The sequence below is a fragment of the Synechococcus sp. R55.2 genome (genome assembly GCF_047462075.1).
Lineage (GTDB): Bacteria > Cyanobacteriota > Cyanobacteriia > Thermostichales > Thermostichaceae > Thermostichus.
Window position 1 is genome coordinate 14815 of record NZ_JANSIH010000095.1, and the last position, 16308, is coordinate 31122.

17 protein-coding genes and 1 pseudogene are annotated in these 16308 nt (G+C 56.4%); 8 read left to right on the top strand and 10 right to left on the bottom strand.

The annotated features are described in order from the left end of the window. Positions 1 to 19 precede the first annotated feature (19 nt). Complete coding sequence (locus tag NW838_RS03480) at positions 20 to 1624, top strand: NAD(P)H-quinone oxidoreductase subunit 4 (RefSeq protein ID WP_414427503.1); 1605 nt, start codon at positions 20 to 22, stop codon at positions 1622 to 1624. Positions 1625 to 1668: 44 nt separating this feature from the next. On the opposite strand, the gene NW838_RS03485 is transcribed toward NW838_RS03480, so the two are convergent. Continuing rightward, entirely contained in the window at positions 1669 to 2265 is a 597-nt protein-coding gene (locus NW838_RS03485) for a Uma2 family endonuclease (RefSeq protein WP_414357524.1), read from the bottom strand. A gap of 65 nt (positions 2266 to 2330) precedes the next feature. Further along, entirely contained in the window at positions 2331 to 3077 is a 747-nt protein-coding gene (locus NW838_RS03490) for a rhomboid family intramembrane serine protease (RefSeq protein ID WP_414357525.1), read from the bottom strand. A 207-nt stretch (positions 3078 to 3284) separates the two neighbouring features. On the opposite strand from NW838_RS03490, the gene NW838_RS03495 reads away from it, so the two are divergent. After that, on the top strand, positions 3285 to 3959 hold the full coding sequence (locus tag NW838_RS03495) for a response regulator transcription factor (RefSeq protein ID WP_414357526.1): 675 nt from the start codon (positions 3285 to 3287) through the stop codon (positions 3957 to 3959). Positions 3960 to 4047: 88 nt separating this feature from the next. Beyond that, positions 4048 to 4992, top strand: a complete 945-nt coding sequence (locus NW838_RS03500; protein WP_414351995.1) for a hypothetical protein — start codon at positions 4048 to 4050, stop codon at positions 4990 to 4992. Positions 4993 to 5164: 172 nt separating this feature from the next. Here the strand turns inward: NW838_RS03500 and psb35 are convergent, their stop codons facing one another. Both psb35 and NW838_RS03510 read right to left on the bottom strand, forming a co-directional pair. Beyond that, positions 5165 to 5473 (bottom strand): photosystem II assembly protein Psb35, encoded by a 309-nt coding sequence (gene psb35, locus NW838_RS03505; RefSeq protein WP_041437432.1) that lies wholly within the window; start codon positions 5471 to 5473, stop codon positions 5165 to 5167. 137 nt (positions 5474 to 5610) lie between these two features. Beyond that, entirely contained in the window at positions 5611 to 5829 is a 219-nt protein-coding gene (locus tag NW838_RS03510) for a hypothetical protein (protein ID WP_011433585.1), read from the bottom strand. 184 nt (positions 5830 to 6013) lie between these two features. On the opposite strand from NW838_RS03510, the gene NW838_RS03515 reads away from it, so the two are divergent. Together NW838_RS03515 and NW838_RS03520 are read left to right on the top strand one after the other, a co-directional pair. After that, complete coding sequence (locus tag NW838_RS03515; RefSeq protein WP_414358268.1) at positions 6014 to 7291, top strand: cysteine desulfurase; 1278 nt, start codon at positions 6014 to 6016, stop codon at positions 7289 to 7291. Positions 7292 to 7303: 12 nt separating this feature from the next. Next, a pseudogene (locus NW838_RS03520) lies at positions 7304 to 7402 on the top strand (IS5/IS1182 family transposase); the annotation flags it as partial. A gap of 14 nt (positions 7403 to 7416) precedes the next feature. Here NW838_RS03520 and NW838_RS03525 read toward each other — a convergent pair. The 4 genes from NW838_RS03525 to NW838_RS03540 form a co-directional block, all read right to left on the bottom strand. Then, positions 7417 to 7677: a hypothetical protein gene (locus tag NW838_RS03525; protein WP_414427504.1), complete on the bottom strand. Its 261-nt coding sequence runs from the start codon at positions 7675 to 7677 to the stop codon at positions 7417 to 7419. After that, a complete protein-coding gene (locus NW838_RS03530; protein WP_414427505.1) occupies positions 7586 to 8980 on the bottom strand; it encodes an L-aspartate oxidase in 1395 nt (464 codons plus the stop codon). Before NW838_RS03530 ends, NW838_RS03525 begins: the two co-directional genes overlap by 92 nt. A 1-nt stretch (position 8981) precedes the next feature. Further along, a complete protein-coding gene (nadA, locus tag NW838_RS03535; protein WP_414358379.1) occupies positions 8982 to 9920 on the bottom strand; it encodes a quinolinate synthase NadA in 939 nt (312 codons plus the stop codon). Between the two features lie 472 nt (positions 9921 to 10392). Next, a complete protein-coding gene (locus NW838_RS03540; RefSeq protein ID WP_414427506.1) occupies positions 10393 to 11469 on the bottom strand; it encodes an ABC transporter substrate-binding protein in 1077 nt (358 codons plus the stop codon). 557 nt (positions 11470 to 12026) lie between these two features. On the opposite strand from NW838_RS03540, the gene upp reads away from it, so the two are divergent. The 3 genes from upp (at position 12027) to NW838_RS03555 (ending at position 14570) form a co-directional block, all read left to right on the top strand. Further along, positions 12027 to 12716, top strand: a complete 690-nt coding sequence (gene upp / locus NW838_RS03545; protein ID WP_414344397.1) for a uracil phosphoribosyltransferase — start codon at positions 12027 to 12029, stop codon at positions 12714 to 12716. Positions 12717 to 12907: 191 nt separating this feature from the next. Then, complete coding sequence (locus NW838_RS03550) at positions 12908 to 13876, top strand: HAD hydrolase family protein (RefSeq protein ID WP_414358400.1); 969 nt, start codon at positions 12908 to 12910, stop codon at positions 13874 to 13876. Further along, on the top strand, positions 13863 to 14570 hold the full coding sequence (locus tag NW838_RS03555; RefSeq protein ID WP_414375473.1) for a tetratricopeptide repeat protein: 708 nt from the start codon (positions 13863 to 13865) through the stop codon (positions 14568 to 14570). The genes NW838_RS03550 and NW838_RS03555 overlap by 14 nt, the downstream gene beginning before the upstream one ends. Positions 14571 to 14655: 85 nt before the next feature. Here NW838_RS03555 and NW838_RS03560 read toward each other — a convergent pair whose 3' ends face one another. Together NW838_RS03560 and NW838_RS03565 are read right to left on the bottom strand one after the other, a co-directional pair. Beyond that, positions 14656 to 14802, bottom strand: a complete 147-nt coding sequence (locus tag NW838_RS03560; protein WP_187147235.1) for a hypothetical protein — start codon at positions 14800 to 14802, stop codon at positions 14656 to 14658. 63 nt (positions 14803 to 14865) lie between these two features. After that, the gene (locus NW838_RS03565) at positions 14866 to 15987 is read right to left on the bottom strand and encodes an LptF/LptG family permease (protein ID WP_414358395.1); all 1122 of its coding nucleotides are present in this window, start codon (positions 15985 to 15987) and stop codon (positions 14866 to 14868) included. Positions 15988 to 16308: the final 321 nt, after the last annotated feature.

A 16308-nucleotide genomic window follows, 5' to 3' on the forward strand; every position in this document is an offset into this window, starting at 1 on the left:
CACAAGCGAGGTTACATCCATGGCGCTGCCCAGCTTGCACGAGTTTCCTTGGCTGACCACGGTCATCGCTTACCCTGTGTTGGCCGCCCTATTTATTCCCCTGATCCCAGCACCGGCTGGGGATCCCAGTACCCGCGCCTACGCACAAAAGTTGGCCGAGCGGATCCGCTGGTTTGCTTTGTTCATTGCGGTCACGGATCTGCTGATTCTGCTGGCCGGCTTCTATGTCGGCTACGATCCCGGCCAGACAGGTTTGCAACTGCTGGAGCGCTACACCTGGGTACCCCAAGTGGGCTTGAGTTGGTCGGTGGGGGCTGATGGCCTCTCCATGCCCCTGATCCTGCTCACGGCGTTTATCACTACCCTAGCCATCTTGGCCGCTTGGCCGGTCACCCTCAAACCTCGCCTCTTCTACTTTTTGATGCTGGCCATGTATGGCGGGCAGATCGGGGTGTTTGCCGTGCAGGACATGTTGCTGTTTTTCCTGATGTGGGAATTGGAGCTGATCCCGGTGTACTTGCTCCTCTCCATTTGGGGGGGATACAACCGCCTGTATGCGGCCACCAAGTTCATCCTCTACACGGCTCTCAGCTCCCTGTTTATCCTGGTGGCAGGTCTGGCTATGGCCTTCTACGGGGATCCCATCAGCTTTGACATGACGGATCTGGCCCACAAGACCTATCCACTCACCTTCCAACTGCTGATGTATGGGGCCTTCCTCATTGCCTATGGGGTGAAGCTGCCCATTTTCCCCTTGCACACTTGGCTGCCCGATGCCCACGGCGAGGCCACTGCGCCGGTGCACATGTTGCTGGCCGGGATCCTGCTCAAGATGGGGGGCTATGCCCTGATGCGCATGAATGCGGGCATGCTGCCGGATGCTCATCTTTACTTTGCGCCAGTGCTGATCGTGTTGGGGGTGGTGAACATCATCTTTGCCGCCCTCACCTCTTTTGCCCAGCGCAACCTGAAGCGGAAGATCGCCTACTCTTCCATCAGCCACATGGGCTTCGTGCTCATCGGTATCGGATCCCTGACGGAGATCGGCATGAGCGGCGCCATGCTGCAGATGATCTCCCACGGGCTGATCGGGGCCAGCCTGTTCTTTTTGGTGGGGGCCACCTACGACCGCACCCACACACTGGAGCTGGAAGAAATGGGCGGTGTGGGCCTGAAGATGCCCAAGATCTTCTCCATGTTCACCGCCTGCTCGCTGGCCTCTTTGGCCCTACCTGGGATGAGCGGCTTTGTGGCCGAGATCATGGTGTTTATCGGCATGGCCACCACCGATGCTTACTCTCTCCCCTTCCGGCTGGTGGTGGTTTTCCTGGCGGCAGTTGGGGTGATCCTGACCCCCATCTACCTGCTGTCGATGTTGCGGCAGATTTTCTTTGGCCCAGAGAACAAAGAGCTCACCGAACACGAAGAATTGGTAGATGCTGAGCCACGCGAGGTGTTCATCATCGCCTTCCTGTTGATCCAAATCATCGGCATTGGCCTCTATCCCAAGCTGGTGACCAGCCTCTACGACCAATCCACCAACGCCTTGGTGGCGCTGCTGCGGCAGGAACTGCCCCAAACTGGTGAGACGGTTGCCCAAGCCCCTGCCCTCTACAACAACTGAATGTTGAATTTGAATTGAGGGATGGAAGGAGATCCACTCTTTTTCTATCCCGCATTGGACTTGTGGCTCTCGCCAGCTTGAACTTGCATCCAGCCAAACAAAGTTGCAATTGTCAGTTGGATCCCTGAGGCGAAGGCGGGAGCGGGGATCACCTCTTGGGGATCCTCATGTACTGTCGGCTGCTGCCCGGCAGGGTAGGCGAAAACAACCCTTTCTTCGGGAGCCACGATCCACCCCATTTGGCAGCCGTGATCCAGGCCGATCAAGATTTTTTTGACCAGCTTCATTGGATTTTGATCGGGAGAGAGAATCTCGATCATCCAATCCGGGCAAAAGGGGATGAGATTTTGAATGGTGCCATCTTCATCTACAGGGATCCGATCCCAGGGGATCACAGAAATATCGGGCACAATCGCGTATCCGGCGAAGGTGCAGCGCAGCTCTGGAAATGCCATTCCCAGTTGAGAAGGCTCCAACATCTCGTTAATGAAGCTACCCAGTTTTAGTTGGAGACGGCTATGTTTTCCCTGTGGCATGGGCTTCTGGATAATTTCTCCTTTGATGAACTCGCTGGCGGGCTGAGTTTCCGGCTGTTGTAGAAAGTCTTCCAGAGTTAGAGGCTTGGCAGATAGACTGACCATGGCTTTCTCCCATCACGCTGCTATCCGATTAACAATAGACTGAGAAAGTATCAAAGCTGATCAAATCAAAACAGATCCCTGTCACGTTGTTGCCAAGTCATTTGGCGGTCATAAGGGCTTTTGCCGGAAAACAACCCCATCAGCGGCCCCAAAATGGCCCCAAACACAAAACCGCCCGCATGGGCCCAATAGGCAATCCCCCCACCCTGCATACCGATGTTGGTAGGCGTCTGTAGGCTGGCAATGCCGTAGAAGGCTTGCTGGATGAACCAAAAGCCCAGGAACACCCAAGCTGGAATGTAGAGGGTTGTGATAAAAATACCCAAGGGCACCAAGGTTAGGATCTCGGCCCGTGGAAAACGCAAAATATAGGCTCCCAATACGCCAGCAATAGCGCCGCTTGCCCCCAGTGAAGGAATGGGGGATCCCATGTCGAAAAACCACTGCGTTAATGCAGCCAAAGCTCCACAAGTCAGGTAGAAGATGAGGTAACGCACATGGCCCAAGCGATCCTCAACGTTGTTGCCGAAAACCCACAAAAAGAGCATGTTCCCGCCAATGTGGAGAAAGCCCCCATGCAGAAATTGTGAGGTGAATAGGGTTACCCATTCTGGACGCGACGAAGAGGTGATCTCCCCTCGAAAACTGGCCGTCAACTCTATCGGTACCACTGCCCACTCCCGGAAAAAAGCTGCCAGCTCTTGTGGCGACAGGGTTAGCTGGTACAGAAAAATTAAGATGTTAACGATCACCAGGGCATAAGTGACATAGGCTGTGCGGGTGGTTGGGTTGCGATCTTGCAGGGGTACCACAGTTCAGATCCGGTTGACGTCACCCTCTAGCCTAACCTGTCCTTTCCCACCCCCCCAGGCTCACCTCTAAGCCCCTACCTGAGGCTACACTGGGGTAGTCGGCTGGGAGCTATGCTTGCAGACGGATCCCTTGCCGACGAACGCATCTCGGCCAAGCTCGCTCGGCAGAGAATGGACTACAAGATAAGGATTTAGAGGAGTGGATTGATGCCCGAGGTTGAAAGCACCACTGCCCCGCTCAAGTTTTTGATCGTCGAAGATCATCCAGAGGTGGCCCAGAACAACTGTGAGTGGCTGCAACGGATTGCAGCCGATGCTCAGTGCATTACGGTCACCAACCCTATGGACGCCATCCTGCGCTTGCAGCGGGAACAACCGGACTTGGTTGTAGCCGATCTGCTCTACGGTCAAACCAGCGGGGAGCAGTCTGCCGAGCCTGGCCTAGAGTTCCTGCGTCATATCTTTGAGAACTACCCCACCCTAAATGTGATGGCCTATTCCAGCGAGCCGCTGCTGCTAACTCCATTGGTGGGCCTGATCAGCAAACACCAGGGTGGGTTTGCCGCGGTCAACAAAATGGAACGGCGCACCGTGTTTTTGGAGGGGGCCAAAAGTGCCCTCAATGGAGAATTGCGCATGCCGCGGGAGTTGCGCGGTCTTACGAAGCTGACGGAACGAGAAATTGAGGTCTTGAACTTGCTCTGCAAAGAAGCCCTCACCGATCAGGCCATCGCAGATCGCATTCACACCAGCAAGAAGACCGTACAAAACTGTATCCAGAGGCTCAAAGAAAAGTTGGATATTTTCGGCTCTGAGGATGAGATCAATGCTCGCGTTGCCATGTGTATGACAGCCGTTCAGAAAAAGATTATCCAGTGGTGAAACAGAATAGATTATGAGTTTGTCTCTAAACACTACTTTGGCATAGATTGCCAATGGAGCTTATCCAAGAAGTGAGGGGGGATAAGTGATGTTATTAGAGGCCGAGACAAAGCTGGTACGGGATAAGTCACTGGGATACCTCGTAACAACAGAAGAAACGCCAATCGAGAAATGGAGCCCTTTTACTTTGCTGATGCGTGTTGTGTCGGTATCTTTATCTACATTGCTACTTATTGGACTTCCTATCTTCGCAGTTCTATCGGCAATACTTTCTGCCTTAGGGACATGGATCCCTAGCACTTTGGCCAGTGGCATACCTCCTATTGCTATGGCTTTTTCTGGATTGTTGGGTGGTTTATCGATGCTTCTTTGGTACTATTGGTACTCAAATCAACCCTATAAATCTAGGGTTGTTATTTTGAGCAATGGCTTCATTTATCATGACATCTATCGTGACATCCTAGGAAAGCAGAACAGACTTGCCTATAGGTATAACGAAATTGTCTCAGTGAACGTGGACTTCAGTAAGAAGAGTGTCGGTTTTGTCAAATCAGAATGCTACCCATACTACAGCTACTACATCAATTGCCAAGGAAATCCTGTCGTATCTATATCTTCCCCGTCTTTGCCTTTGATGAGGTATGTAGCCAGCTACATTTGCTCCACGCGCTGGAAAGGCATGAGAGAAGCAATTGAGCGTGGACAAGAGGTTTCATTTGGATGCGTTGCCATAAGTAGGGAGTACGTTAGAGTCAAGGATTTCGGTTCTTCAGAGCGATTGTTATTTAGGATCCAGGCTATCAAAGAGATTAAGCTGTGCATTGATAGTGAGGATGGTTACGTATTCCGCCTGGAGTTTATCTCAGGGTCTAGGTCAACAAAGAGCTCTGATTGTTACTTCCGCTGTGACAAGGTAGATAACTTCCATCTATTTTTCAAGACACTCAAGCTTGTGGGTATCCCTATGAACCTTTCTGAGCTTCCAGCACGTCTCACCTTTGAGAATCATATTAGACAGGCAACAGATGGCTAGACACCAACCGAATGGAGGAGGCACCGATCTTTGGGTACAGCCTTTCCAGGAGATAAGCAAGGTAGTACTGCACGGCAAAGACAAAGAGCACGCATGAGGAAAAAGCAGGCTTCCATAGCTTCCGCCTTTATTTCCTCGAGACGACTGGGCGCCGGACAGCTTTCAACTTGGATCAGTGGATCCCCAGTGCAGAGGCAAACACACTGTGGCCCACAATGGCCTCTACCACAACACTTATGGCAAACCCCAACATGGCCAGCCGTCCGTTCCATCGCTCCGCCTTCTCCGTCCAGCCAATCTCCCACTCCGGCGGGGTATCGCCATCTTGACCGTACTGCGGCACATACCGCGGGCGACTGGCACTCTCCCAACCGGCAGGGCGCTTGGAGTTGAAGAAAGCCATCGAACCAATCACAACAGCAGCCACCAACCCGGCCACCATTACGGCAATGTAGGGGAGGAAGGGATTGTCAAGCATCATTGGATTGTCAAGATAGGGATTGAAGGATGAAAAAGCTCCCAAAAAGGGTAGAGCTGTAACATCTCAAAGCCAAAGAGAAAGTCTGTGAGATGTCCAATGTGGCTCTACCGAAAAGTTCTTCGACAAATTATTGCAGGTTATTGCAGACCTAGCCACTGGGCGAGAGTGCTGGCAAAAACACTGTGGCCCAGCACCGCTTCTGTAGCAATGCTGATCACCAAGCCCAACATGGCCAAGCGTCCATTCCAACGCTCCGCTTGCTCTGTCCAGCCTGGGATCCAGTCGTTGGTGGTGTCGTAGTACTGGGCAACAGAAGCGGAGTCCAGACGAGAAGGGATTCTGGGAGACGATTGCATTGCTAATACCTCGTATTGGTTGCTGTAACCAAACTTAACACAAAGTTACATTTTGTGACAAGCTTCGCTTTCAGGTCAGGGAGGAAGGGATCCCTGGCCGTTGCAACGGTTTGGGCAGAGGGGTTGGCCGAGGGCTGGCCCGAAGCAATGTCATACTGAGGGAAGCAGGCCTTTTGCGCAGACTATGGCGGTATCCCCCCTTTCTTCTTTCAAGCTTGATCATTCTTTCGACCTGGCTGCCCAGGTGCGGTCAGATTTTCCGATTTTGCAGCGCCAGATCAACGGCCACCCGCTGATCTACTTTGACAACGCTGCCACTTCTCAAAAGCCACTGGCAGTCCTGCAGGCGATGGATCATTACTATCGACACTGCAATGCCAACGTGCATCGCGGGGTGCATACGCTGAGCAACGAAGCCACAGATGCCTATGAGGGGGCGCGGGAAAAGATCGCTCAGTTTGTGAACGCGCCTTCTCCTCAGGAGATCATTTACACCCGCAATGCCAGCGAAGCCATCAATCTGGTGGCCTACAGTTGGGGCTTGAGCCATCTGGAGCGGGGGGATGAGATCGTCCTCTCGGTGATGGAGCATCACAGCAACCTGATCCCGTGGCAATGGGTGGCCCAGAAGACGGGAGCCCACCTCAAGTTCATCCAGATCACGCCAGAGGGAGAGTTGGATCTGGAGCACTACCGGTCTTTGCTCAGCGACCGCACCCGCTTGGTGGCGGTAACCCAGGTCTCCAACATGCTGGGATCCATCAACCCCGTTCAGGAGATTACTGAACTGGCCCATCGTTACGGAGCCAAGGTTTTGCTGGATGCCTGCCAGAGCGTGCCCCACATGCCTGTGGATGTCCAGGCGCTGGATTGCGATTGGTTGGCCTTTTCGGGGCACAAGATGTGTGGCCCAACGGGGATCGGCGTCCTCTACGGCAGGCGGGAGCTGCTGCGAGCGATGCCTCCCTTTTTGGGCGGGGGAGAGATGATCGCCGATGTGTACTGGGATCACGCCACCTATGCGGATATCCCCCACAAATTTGAAGCCGGTACGCCGGCGATTGCCCAGGCGGTGGGGTTAGGGGCAGCCGTAGATTACTTGAGCCAGATCGGTCTGGAGCGGGTTCATGCCCACGAACAAAGGTTGATTGCCCACCTGTTGGACGGGATCCAGCGCATAGCGGGTATTAGGGTTTATGGCCCCAAGGATCCGGCGCGACGGGCAGGGCTGGTCAGCTTTTCGGTGGAGGCCGTCCATCCTCACGACCTGTCTACCTTGCTGGATGAGCAGGGCATTGCCGTTCGAGCAGGGCACCACTGCACTCAGCCTCTCCATTGCTATTTGGGAGTACAGTCCACTGCCCGAGCCAGTGTTTACCTGTACAACACCTTGGCGGAGGTGGATCGCTTTTTGGACGTGTTGGCAGAAGCGGTGGAGTTCTTCAGCGTTGCCCTAAGCTAGGTCGTGTTGATCTTAAAGCAGTACCGACATCTATTTTCTCGTTTTGACAAATTGGCAAGAAACTTCTTGAGTTTTCTCTATCTCGTCAGTGCTCTCTTTTGGCTCAAATAAAAGATCAACACAACCTAGTTTGAATCGAAATGACTATGACGACAAAAAGTTGAACCACGCACCTCTGTATGGAAGGGCTCCCCTTCCTGGGGAAAGTCCTCGCGGAAATGGGCTCCTCGGCTTTCTTCCCGCAGCAGCGCCCCCTGCGCTACAAGACGGGCGAGCAAAAGCAGACTGCCTGCCTCAGCCTCTTCCCGGCTGGCCCAAGGCTTTTCCTGCAGGGGAAGTTCCTTGACAAAGGCCAGAAAAGCCCGCAGCCGTGTTCCCTCGCGCACAACGCCCAAAGCTTCCCCAACTCGCTGCCTCAGAGCCGGCACGATGGAGGGAGATGCCGCCAGAACGGGTAGCCTTTGCAGTCGCCGGGCGAAGCTCACCTCTCCCAAGTCTTGCAAGGCAGCCAAAGCAGCCCGCTTGCCCATAACCCAGCCCCTCCAAGAGACTGTTGGAAGCCAAACGATTGGCCCCGTGTAGCCCCGTGGAAGCCACCTCCCCGGCAGCATAAAGGCCCGGCAGTCCGGTGAAGCCGAAAGCGTCCGTTCGGATCCCACCCATCACGTAGTGAGCGGCGGGAACAACCGGCAGCAGATCCTTGGTGGGATCCAACCCCAAGGCGCGGGCAGAAGCAACAACGGTGGGAAAACGCTCCTCCAGATGTTCGACGACCCGCAGATCCAGGTAGGTTCCCCCTGTCTGCTCCCGCTCCCAGAAAACGGCTCGAGCTACCACATCCCGCGGCGCCAGCTCTCCCCGCTCCGCATACCGAGGCATGAAACGCTCCCCAAAGGCGTTGAGGAGAACGGCCCCTTCTCCTCTTACTGCCTCGCTCACCAGCGCTCCATTGGGCAAAGCCGTGGGGTGAAATTGCACAAACTCCAGATCCCTGAGGATGGCCCCTGCCCGCCAAGCCAGCACCATCCCATCGCCGGTAGCTCCCGAGGGAGCTGTCGAGACGGGGAAGAGGCTGCCAAATCCTCCCGTAGCCAGGAGAACTGCCCCGGCCCTCACCTCCACCGGCCCCTCAGGGCCAAGAAGCAAGGCCCCCGCCACCCTGTCCCCCGCCAGCAAAAAGCTGAGGGCTGTGTAGCCCTGCAAAGGCAGCCTGTTGAGGCGAGCCAGCAAACCTCTCAGGAGCCACAGTCCGCTCCGATCCCCCCCCAGATGGCGAACCCGCGCTTGGGAGTGGCCCCCTTCCCGGACAGGTTGGGGATGGAAAGGAAGGCCCCAGCGTAAAAGCCTCTCCAGGTGCAAGGGTGCTTCCTCCACAATGGAGCGGGCCACCTTTTCTTCCACCAGGCCACGGCCCGCTTGCAAGGTGTCTCGGAGATGGGCCTCTACATCCGCCTCATCCACAGGAAAAGCCACCCCACCCTGCGCCCAAGGGGTAGAGCCAGAGGGAAGGGGATCCTTGCTTACCACCAGAGTTGTCGCCCCCTGGGCTTCGGCCCACAGGGCTGCGTACACCCCCGCCACCCCCGCTCCCAGGATCAGCAGATCAGTTTGCCATCGCACTAGCGGTGCGATTTCCCTGCCGTAGGCATAGCACTCTTGCAGCAGCGCCACGTAGTCCTTGCGCTCCAATTTAAGCCCCGGCAGGCACTGCCAGCATGGCCAGAATCGACCGGCGAGCCTTCTCAGCCACGTCCTGGGGTACCTGAATCACGTGGCGCATCTCCTGCAGGGAGCGATAAATCTTTTCCAAGGTAATCTTTTTCATGTACTCGCAAACGGCCTCTGCCTTGACAGGGATGAAGGTCTTGTCTGGAGCTTCTTTCTTGAGCCGGTGGAGAATGCCCACCTCAGTAGCGACCACGAACTCGCGGCTTTCCGAGGTTTTGGCGTAGCGCACCATGCCCTCGGTAGAGAGCAGCTTGGCATCCGGTTTGAGAAAGAGACAGCTAGAGCCGCAACTGCACTCGGGGTGAATGAGGAACTCCGCTCCAGGGTGCTCTTCCACCATCGCCTTGAGGTGCTCTTCCCGGATGCCGACATGCACGTGGCACTCTCCCGGAAAGAGATCCAGCTCCCTCCCGGTTACCTGAGCAACGTGGGCTCCCAGAAACATATCCGGCACAAAGAAGATGGGGCGATCCCGGGGCAGGCTGGCCACCACTTGAACTGCGTTGGCGCTGGTTACGCAGACATCCGCCAGGGCCTTGATCTCTGCAGCGGTATTGACGTAGGCCACCACCAAGCCCTCAGGGCAGGCTTCCTTCCACCGCAGCACATCTTCTGGGCGAATGCTGTCGGCTAGGGAACAGCCCGCCTCCAGATCCGGCAGCAGCACCGTCTTTTCGGGGTTGAGGATGGCAGCCGTCTCTGCCATAAAATGCACGCCCGCAAAGACGATCACCTGGGCGCTCGTCTTTTGAGCCTCTCGAGCCAGCCCCAAGGAGTCTCCCACAAAGTCTGCTACCTCTTGAACTTCGGGGAGCTGATAGGAATGGGCAAGGATGACCGCCTGCCTTTCCTGTTTGAGCCGAACAATCTCCTGGACGGTCACGTCAGCGTTGCGTAGCAATAGAGTCTCTCCTTATCATTCTCGACTTCTTGTCGCGACAGCGTTGCGTAGCAATAACGGCTTTGTTCCTCTGTAAGCTGGACGCGATCTAAGGACTTTGTCCCGCTAATGGGCTCGCAGGAGCAGCGCGCAGCGATAGCAGAAAGCGTATCTCCTGCAGTTGGCTGACTCTGCTTTAGCCAAGACGCTCGGAGAAGCCTTTCGCGGCGCTCGGTTGAGCTGGAGCTGGGCCTAGGTTGTTTCCCCAAAGTAGCATCGGTTGCGACGGCGTTGCGCAGCAGTAAAACAGCATCTAGCGAGGACTTGGCTCAGGTTGACATTCCCCCCTGCATAAAGGCAGGGGATTCTTTCAAGCACTCCGCGCCGTCATAGGCGTTCGCGAAAGCGTCGTGTAGCAATGAAGCAGAGGCCGTCCCAGGGGGCGGGGCTTGTTCGCTTTAGCAGCGCGGAGCGCTAAACCCGGTTTTCTTGGTCAGGCAGTGTAGTAGGCCGTGCCTTTGTTGACGAAGTCCAGCGTATAGGCAGCCCGGTAGTTGATGGTTGGCTCAAACACGCCGGCCACTGTCATGCTGTCGAAGAAGTCTTGCCAGCGTTTGTCGGTCATGGCGCCAATGCCTTTTTCCAACGCATCGCCGGACAAGATGATGCCGTACTCCTGCAATTTCTCGAAGCTGTAGGCCAACTGGGCATCGGTCATCTCCGGGTTGTCCTGCTTGATCAAGCGATAGGCCGGACGGGGATCCTCCAAGAAGCTGTACCAGCCTTTGATAGAGGCATCCACGAATCGCTGCACCAAGTCGGGCTTGGTTTCCACCAGTTGGCGACGGGTTTCGATGGTGGTGGCATAGGGTTTGTAGCCCAAATCCGCCAGGAGGAAGACCACCGGCTCAAATCCCCCTTCCCGTTGGATGGCAAAAGGCTCGGATGTCAGATAGCCTTGCTGAGCTGAGCTGGGATCCGCCAAAAAGGGGCCGGGGTTGAAGTTGTAGGGACGAACCTGATCGTCGGTGAAGCCAAAGCGGGCCTTTAGGTAGGGCCAGTAGGTGGCAAGCCCCCCTTTTGAGACGAAAATGGGCCGGCCCTTGAGCTCTTCAAAGCGCTGGGTGCCAGGGTGGGCCATGATGATCTGCGGGTCTTTTTGAAAAATGGCCGCCACGCACACCAAGGGGATCCCTTCTCGCACGGCATTGATCACCCCTGTGCTTCCTCCCATGGCAAATTCGGCAGCTCCACCGGCCAAAACTTGGGTGATGTTGATGCCAGGGCCACCCATCTTGATGGTCACATCCAGGCCATGCTCGCGGTAGATGCCGGTCGCCACCGCCTGATAAAAGCCGCCGTGTTCCGCCTGGGCATACCAGTTGGTAGCGTAGGAAACGCGATCCAGGCCGGATCCCTGAGCCACGATCAGGGTGGGAGAGGGTTTGCGCTGAGCTTGGGCGCCCCCTGCCGCCAGCAGACCGCCCCCAAGGGCTGCGGCTCCCACTTTGAGAAGCTGACGGCGGCTCAGAGCCTTGGTGTTCGAGTCAGAGGGTTGAGACGAAGCCATAATCCATTCTCCCTAAGCTAATCCTTGCAAGGTGTGAGGGGGCCAAAGATGCAGGTACAGCCTATTGAGGGGCTACGGATACGGTTGTAAACCTACTTGTTCTAAACCTCATCGGAGTCAAGCCTCAGAAACACGATGTTTTGTATCCCTTAAGTTTTGTATCCCTTAATTTGTGAACAGGCTGTAACTTGCGACACCCCATTAAGCCAGAAACCCTTGGGCAGAGCGGTATCTCCGGCTACCGGCACTTGCAGACGAGAGCCGTTGGCGTTCGGTTCCATCGGCGGGAGGCCAAGCTGCCCTGGGGCCAGCACCTCAGTTCGCAAATGGCAAGAGGAACAAAACCCGAAACCAACCTTGCCCCGATCTATCCCAAACCTGTAGCCACCGAACATGACCGGCGCTCGAAGTAACCTGCAGATCTCATTCTGCCGCAATCTTGCTGGGTCAAAGAGCCCCACCCCTTGAGCATTTGCCGGAGCTGTTGGCAATTTATCCCCGGTCGGGATGGAGTTGCGGCCAATTGGAGAGCTTGCTTTCTGCTGAGGCAACCCGCTATGCTACCGCCCAGATTGAGGCATTCTCCCGTGGCAAGTCAGCAGCTTCGTGTTTATGTCCCCCCTCACCCGCTCATCAAGCATTGGCTAACTGTGGCTCGGGATGCGGAGACTCCCATGCCCCTGTTTCGCACGGCCATGTCGGAGCTGGGCCGTTGGCTGACCTATGAGGCGATGCGGGAGTGGATCCCCACCCAGACCGTTCAGGTGCAAACCCCTTTGGAACCCGTTGCCGCGGAGGTCATTGCGCCGGATACCCTGCTGGGCATTGTGCCTGTATTGCGAGCCGGTTTGGCGATGTTAGAGGGTTGTCAAGCCCTTTTGCCCCAGGCGCGGATCTTTCACATCGGTATGGTGCGGGATGAGGAAACGCTGCAGGCCAGTTGCTACCTCAATCGCCTTCCAGAGCGGATCCCTGAGCAGATGCGCATTCTCATTCCCGAGCCGATGTTGGCCACCGGGGGCACGCTGCTGTGGGTTTTGGATGAGCTGAAAAAGCGGGGGGCGGATCCCAGCTTGGTCCGGATTGTCTGCGCATTGGCAGCGCCCCCAGGGTTACAGCGGTTGGGATCCCACTACCCGATGGTGCAAATCTTCTGCGCCATGATTGACGAGCGGCTGAACGATCGAGGATTTATCTTGCCCGGGCTGGGGGATGCAGGGGATCGCGCCTTCGGCACAGAGAACTAGCCACTGACCCACTCAATCTGTCTGTCTTCTCTGCTGCTGGTTTTTGAGCCAAGATCTTCGGCGACACACGCATTCTGTAGTGCTCAATCGAGCTTTTACCACTTCTGGCGCACGGATTGCCCATTCACCCAGATGCTTTGAGGGAGAGCATTTGAGGCTAACCCCCCTCAGATTGGTCAAGCTATTGGATCATGGGTAATGTTGGCCGCTTCAGGGATCCCGGTCGCGCTACTTGCAATTCTGACGGGGCCAGCACCTTTTCCCTTCCTGCGCCTATGCGACTTGTCCTTACCAGTTTGGATGGCAGCTTGCTGGATCTGGAGTCCAACAGCTATGGTGCTGCCCGACAAGCCTTGGCTGCCCTAGAGCGCCGCTCCATTCCCTTGGTGCTCTACAGCCTGCGCACCCGTGCTCAACTGGAGCAGGTGCGGCGGCAGTTACGCCTGGAGCATCCGTTCATCTGCGAGGATGGATCCGCCGTTTACGTGCCTGAGCATTACTTCCCGGCGGGCATTCTGGATGAGCAGTGGCAACACCGACCGCCCTACTACGTGTATGCCTTGGGTCTGCCCTATTCTCGCCTGCGCAGCATCTTGCAACAGGTGCGCCAAGATTTCCACTTGGACTTGATCGGGTTTGGGGATTGGACTGCCTCTGAACTGGCCGCTGCCACCGGGATCCCTTTGGAAGAGGCGGAGCGGGCGCAGCAGCGAGAGTACAGTGAGATTTTCAGCTATTCCGGGGATCCCGAAACCCTACGGGAAGCTTTTGCCCAACAAGAGGCCAACCTCACCCAACATCTGCTGCGGGTGCGTCAGCTCCACTTCTCCAGCCTGCCGCAATGGTATCTGACCGGATGGATACGGCCAACGATGGCCGCAGAACCCAATTTCTTGCCGGGGGAGCAGGCGGTGCGGCGGCTGCTGGATTGCTATCAACGGCATTTGGGCCCTATCAAGGCTTTGGGCATTGGTTGTTCCCCGCCCGATGTGGCCTTTTTGCGGTGGACGGAGCAAAAAGTGGTGCTTCCCAGCCCAATTGCGGATAGCCTCTGGAGTGAGGCCCTGCCCCAATGGCAATTGGCTCAGCTCCCCGGCCCAGAGGGGTGGAATGAAGTGGTGTTGATGTGGTTGGAGGAAACAGATCATGGTGATGAATAAGCAGCAGAGCGGTTGTCAGGCTGTCCCCCTGGGCTTGAGAACGGCGGGATGCTTGCTGAGTTTGGCGATGGCCATGCCCGCCTACGCACAACCGCCCATGACCCTACTGACAGGAGAACCGACGGTCGCCCAACTGAAGGAAGACGGAGCCCGCTACCTGCAGATGGGCTTTCATACCTTGGCCATCAACGCCTACCGGAGCGCGATTGAACTGGAAGAAAAAACCTTGGTGCTGCCCAGCGAACGGGATCCCGATGTGCCTTTTAACCTCGGCTTGATCTACGCCCGTCAGGGCAAGCTGGCGGAGGCGCGCGCTGCCTTTCAACGCTCGGTAGAGGTGGATCCCAGTAGCTTTAAGGCCCGCTATCAACTGGCTTTGGTGGATCTCAAGCTGGGGAACCTGGCCGCAGCCAAAGAGCAGCTCACCCTTTTGGCCCATGCCGCCAGCAACCATCCGGAAACCCACAGCCATATTCAATCTTTACTGGCCACTCTGGAGTCTGTGCCCCTGCCCGGCCAACAAGGGAAAAACCCGGCTCGTCCTCCAGCCGTCGAGTCAGAAGCCGCCAAGCTCTTGCTCGAACCTCAGAAAACAGAAACAGCCGCCCTGCCAACTGCGACTGAAAAGAAAGGGCCAGAGGAAGAGAAACCCCTCTCGCTTCTGCAGCGGCTCCGCCAACAGGAGCGGGACTAGTTCTCTCTCGGCCCAGACTGACAACCCATGAAGGCATGTAGCTGGATGCCAGGGATCCCACTGGTCACCGGGCCTTGGGCTAGGCTCACCCCTTTTTGGGATCCGACTGAGAATCTTCGGGCTGGGGCCCTTTGGTGGTGAACACCGTGGTGAACATCATCAGCATGCCTCCCCCCAAAATCAGCAGGGCCAATCCTCCGAACATCCAATTCATCCAGGCTTGGATTTCCATGGGGGGCTCTCCAGAATGCATAGGCAACCCTGATCCTACATCTGGAAAAACGGTGCCCAGCAGCTATTGATTGGCTCGGTGAAGCAACCCCAGTCCTACGACGGCACAGATGAAGTTGGGCAACCAAGCCGCCGTTGCCGGCCCCAGCGTCCCAATTTGTCCCAGCGCCTGGGTGATGAACAGCAGCACATAGAAGGCAAAGATAATCAGCACACTGATGCCCAACCCCAAAGAGGAACCGGTGCGTTGCGGGCGCAATCCCAAAGGCACCCCAATCAGGGTGAACGCCAGACACGCAAAGGGAATGGCATACTTCTGGTTGAGGCTGACCTGTAGACGACGCACCCGTTGCAGATCGCCAGAGCTGGCAATCACTTCGATATAATGGTTCAGCTCTCGAATGTTCATTTCCTCAGGGCTGCGGATCTCTTGAGCCAGCTCCAGTGGTGCGCGAGGCAGGCGCAACTCCTGCCGGCTGAAGGTGGCAATGTTGCTGTAGGTGCCATCAGGAGAAACGATGTAGTTGGTGCCATCCTCAAACACCCAAAGATTCTCTTGGGGATCCCAGCGTCCCCGTTGGGCCAGCAGGATTTGGTTGAGCGCTTCGTTGGAAAAATCTAGGACGATAATGCCGCGCATTTGCTTCCCATCGAAGCTGCGGGCGTAGAACTGACGGGTTAGCCCTTGTCGCCGGGAAAAGGTGCCGTCCGGCTCAGGCATGAGGATCTCGCCAAATTCTTGGTAGAGGATATTCTCCCGCCGGAAGTCGGGATCCCGATTTAAAGCTCGATTCAAAGTCGTGGCCGCTTGGCGATTGCTCACCGGCACCACCAGCTCATTGAACAGAAACGTTAACGTCGTCACCAGCAAGCTGAGGACGAGGGCAGGCACCATGAGGCGGTAAAGGCTCACCCCGCATCCGCGCAAGGCCGTGATCTCGTTGTCGGCAGACAAGCGCCCATAGGCCAGCAACGTGGCCAGCAACATGGACATCGGGAACGTCAAAACGATGATCCCCGGCGCCCGCAACACAAACACCTGTAACGCCGCCGAAAGCGACAGACCCGCTTCCACCACCAGGCGCACCAGCTCAAACAGGGATCCCACCGCCATCACCAAGGTTGTGAAAGCTCCCACCCCAAAGAGAAACGGCAGCAGCATCTCCGAGAGGACATAGCGATCCATCAGGCCCACCGCGCAAACGAGGGAGAACGTGCTGGAGGAACGGCCAACCGGATGGGTGGGGGGAGAATGAAGTTTCACGAAGCCAGAGGAAATAGTGGGCAGAACAGCAAGATCCTTATCCAGCCAGAGAAGCCGGAAACTGATGAACTACCCCACCGCATGGGCGGATGGGGTTTCTGATGCCCCATTCGCTTGACGGCAGGATTTTAGTCTCTTCCTCTGCCCCAGGTGCTTCATAGACCCGCAGGACTTTGAAGTAGAGCTGAAGCATCCAAGACTCACGAGGCCGGTTCCCAACCCCGGTTGCCGATTAGTGGCAAC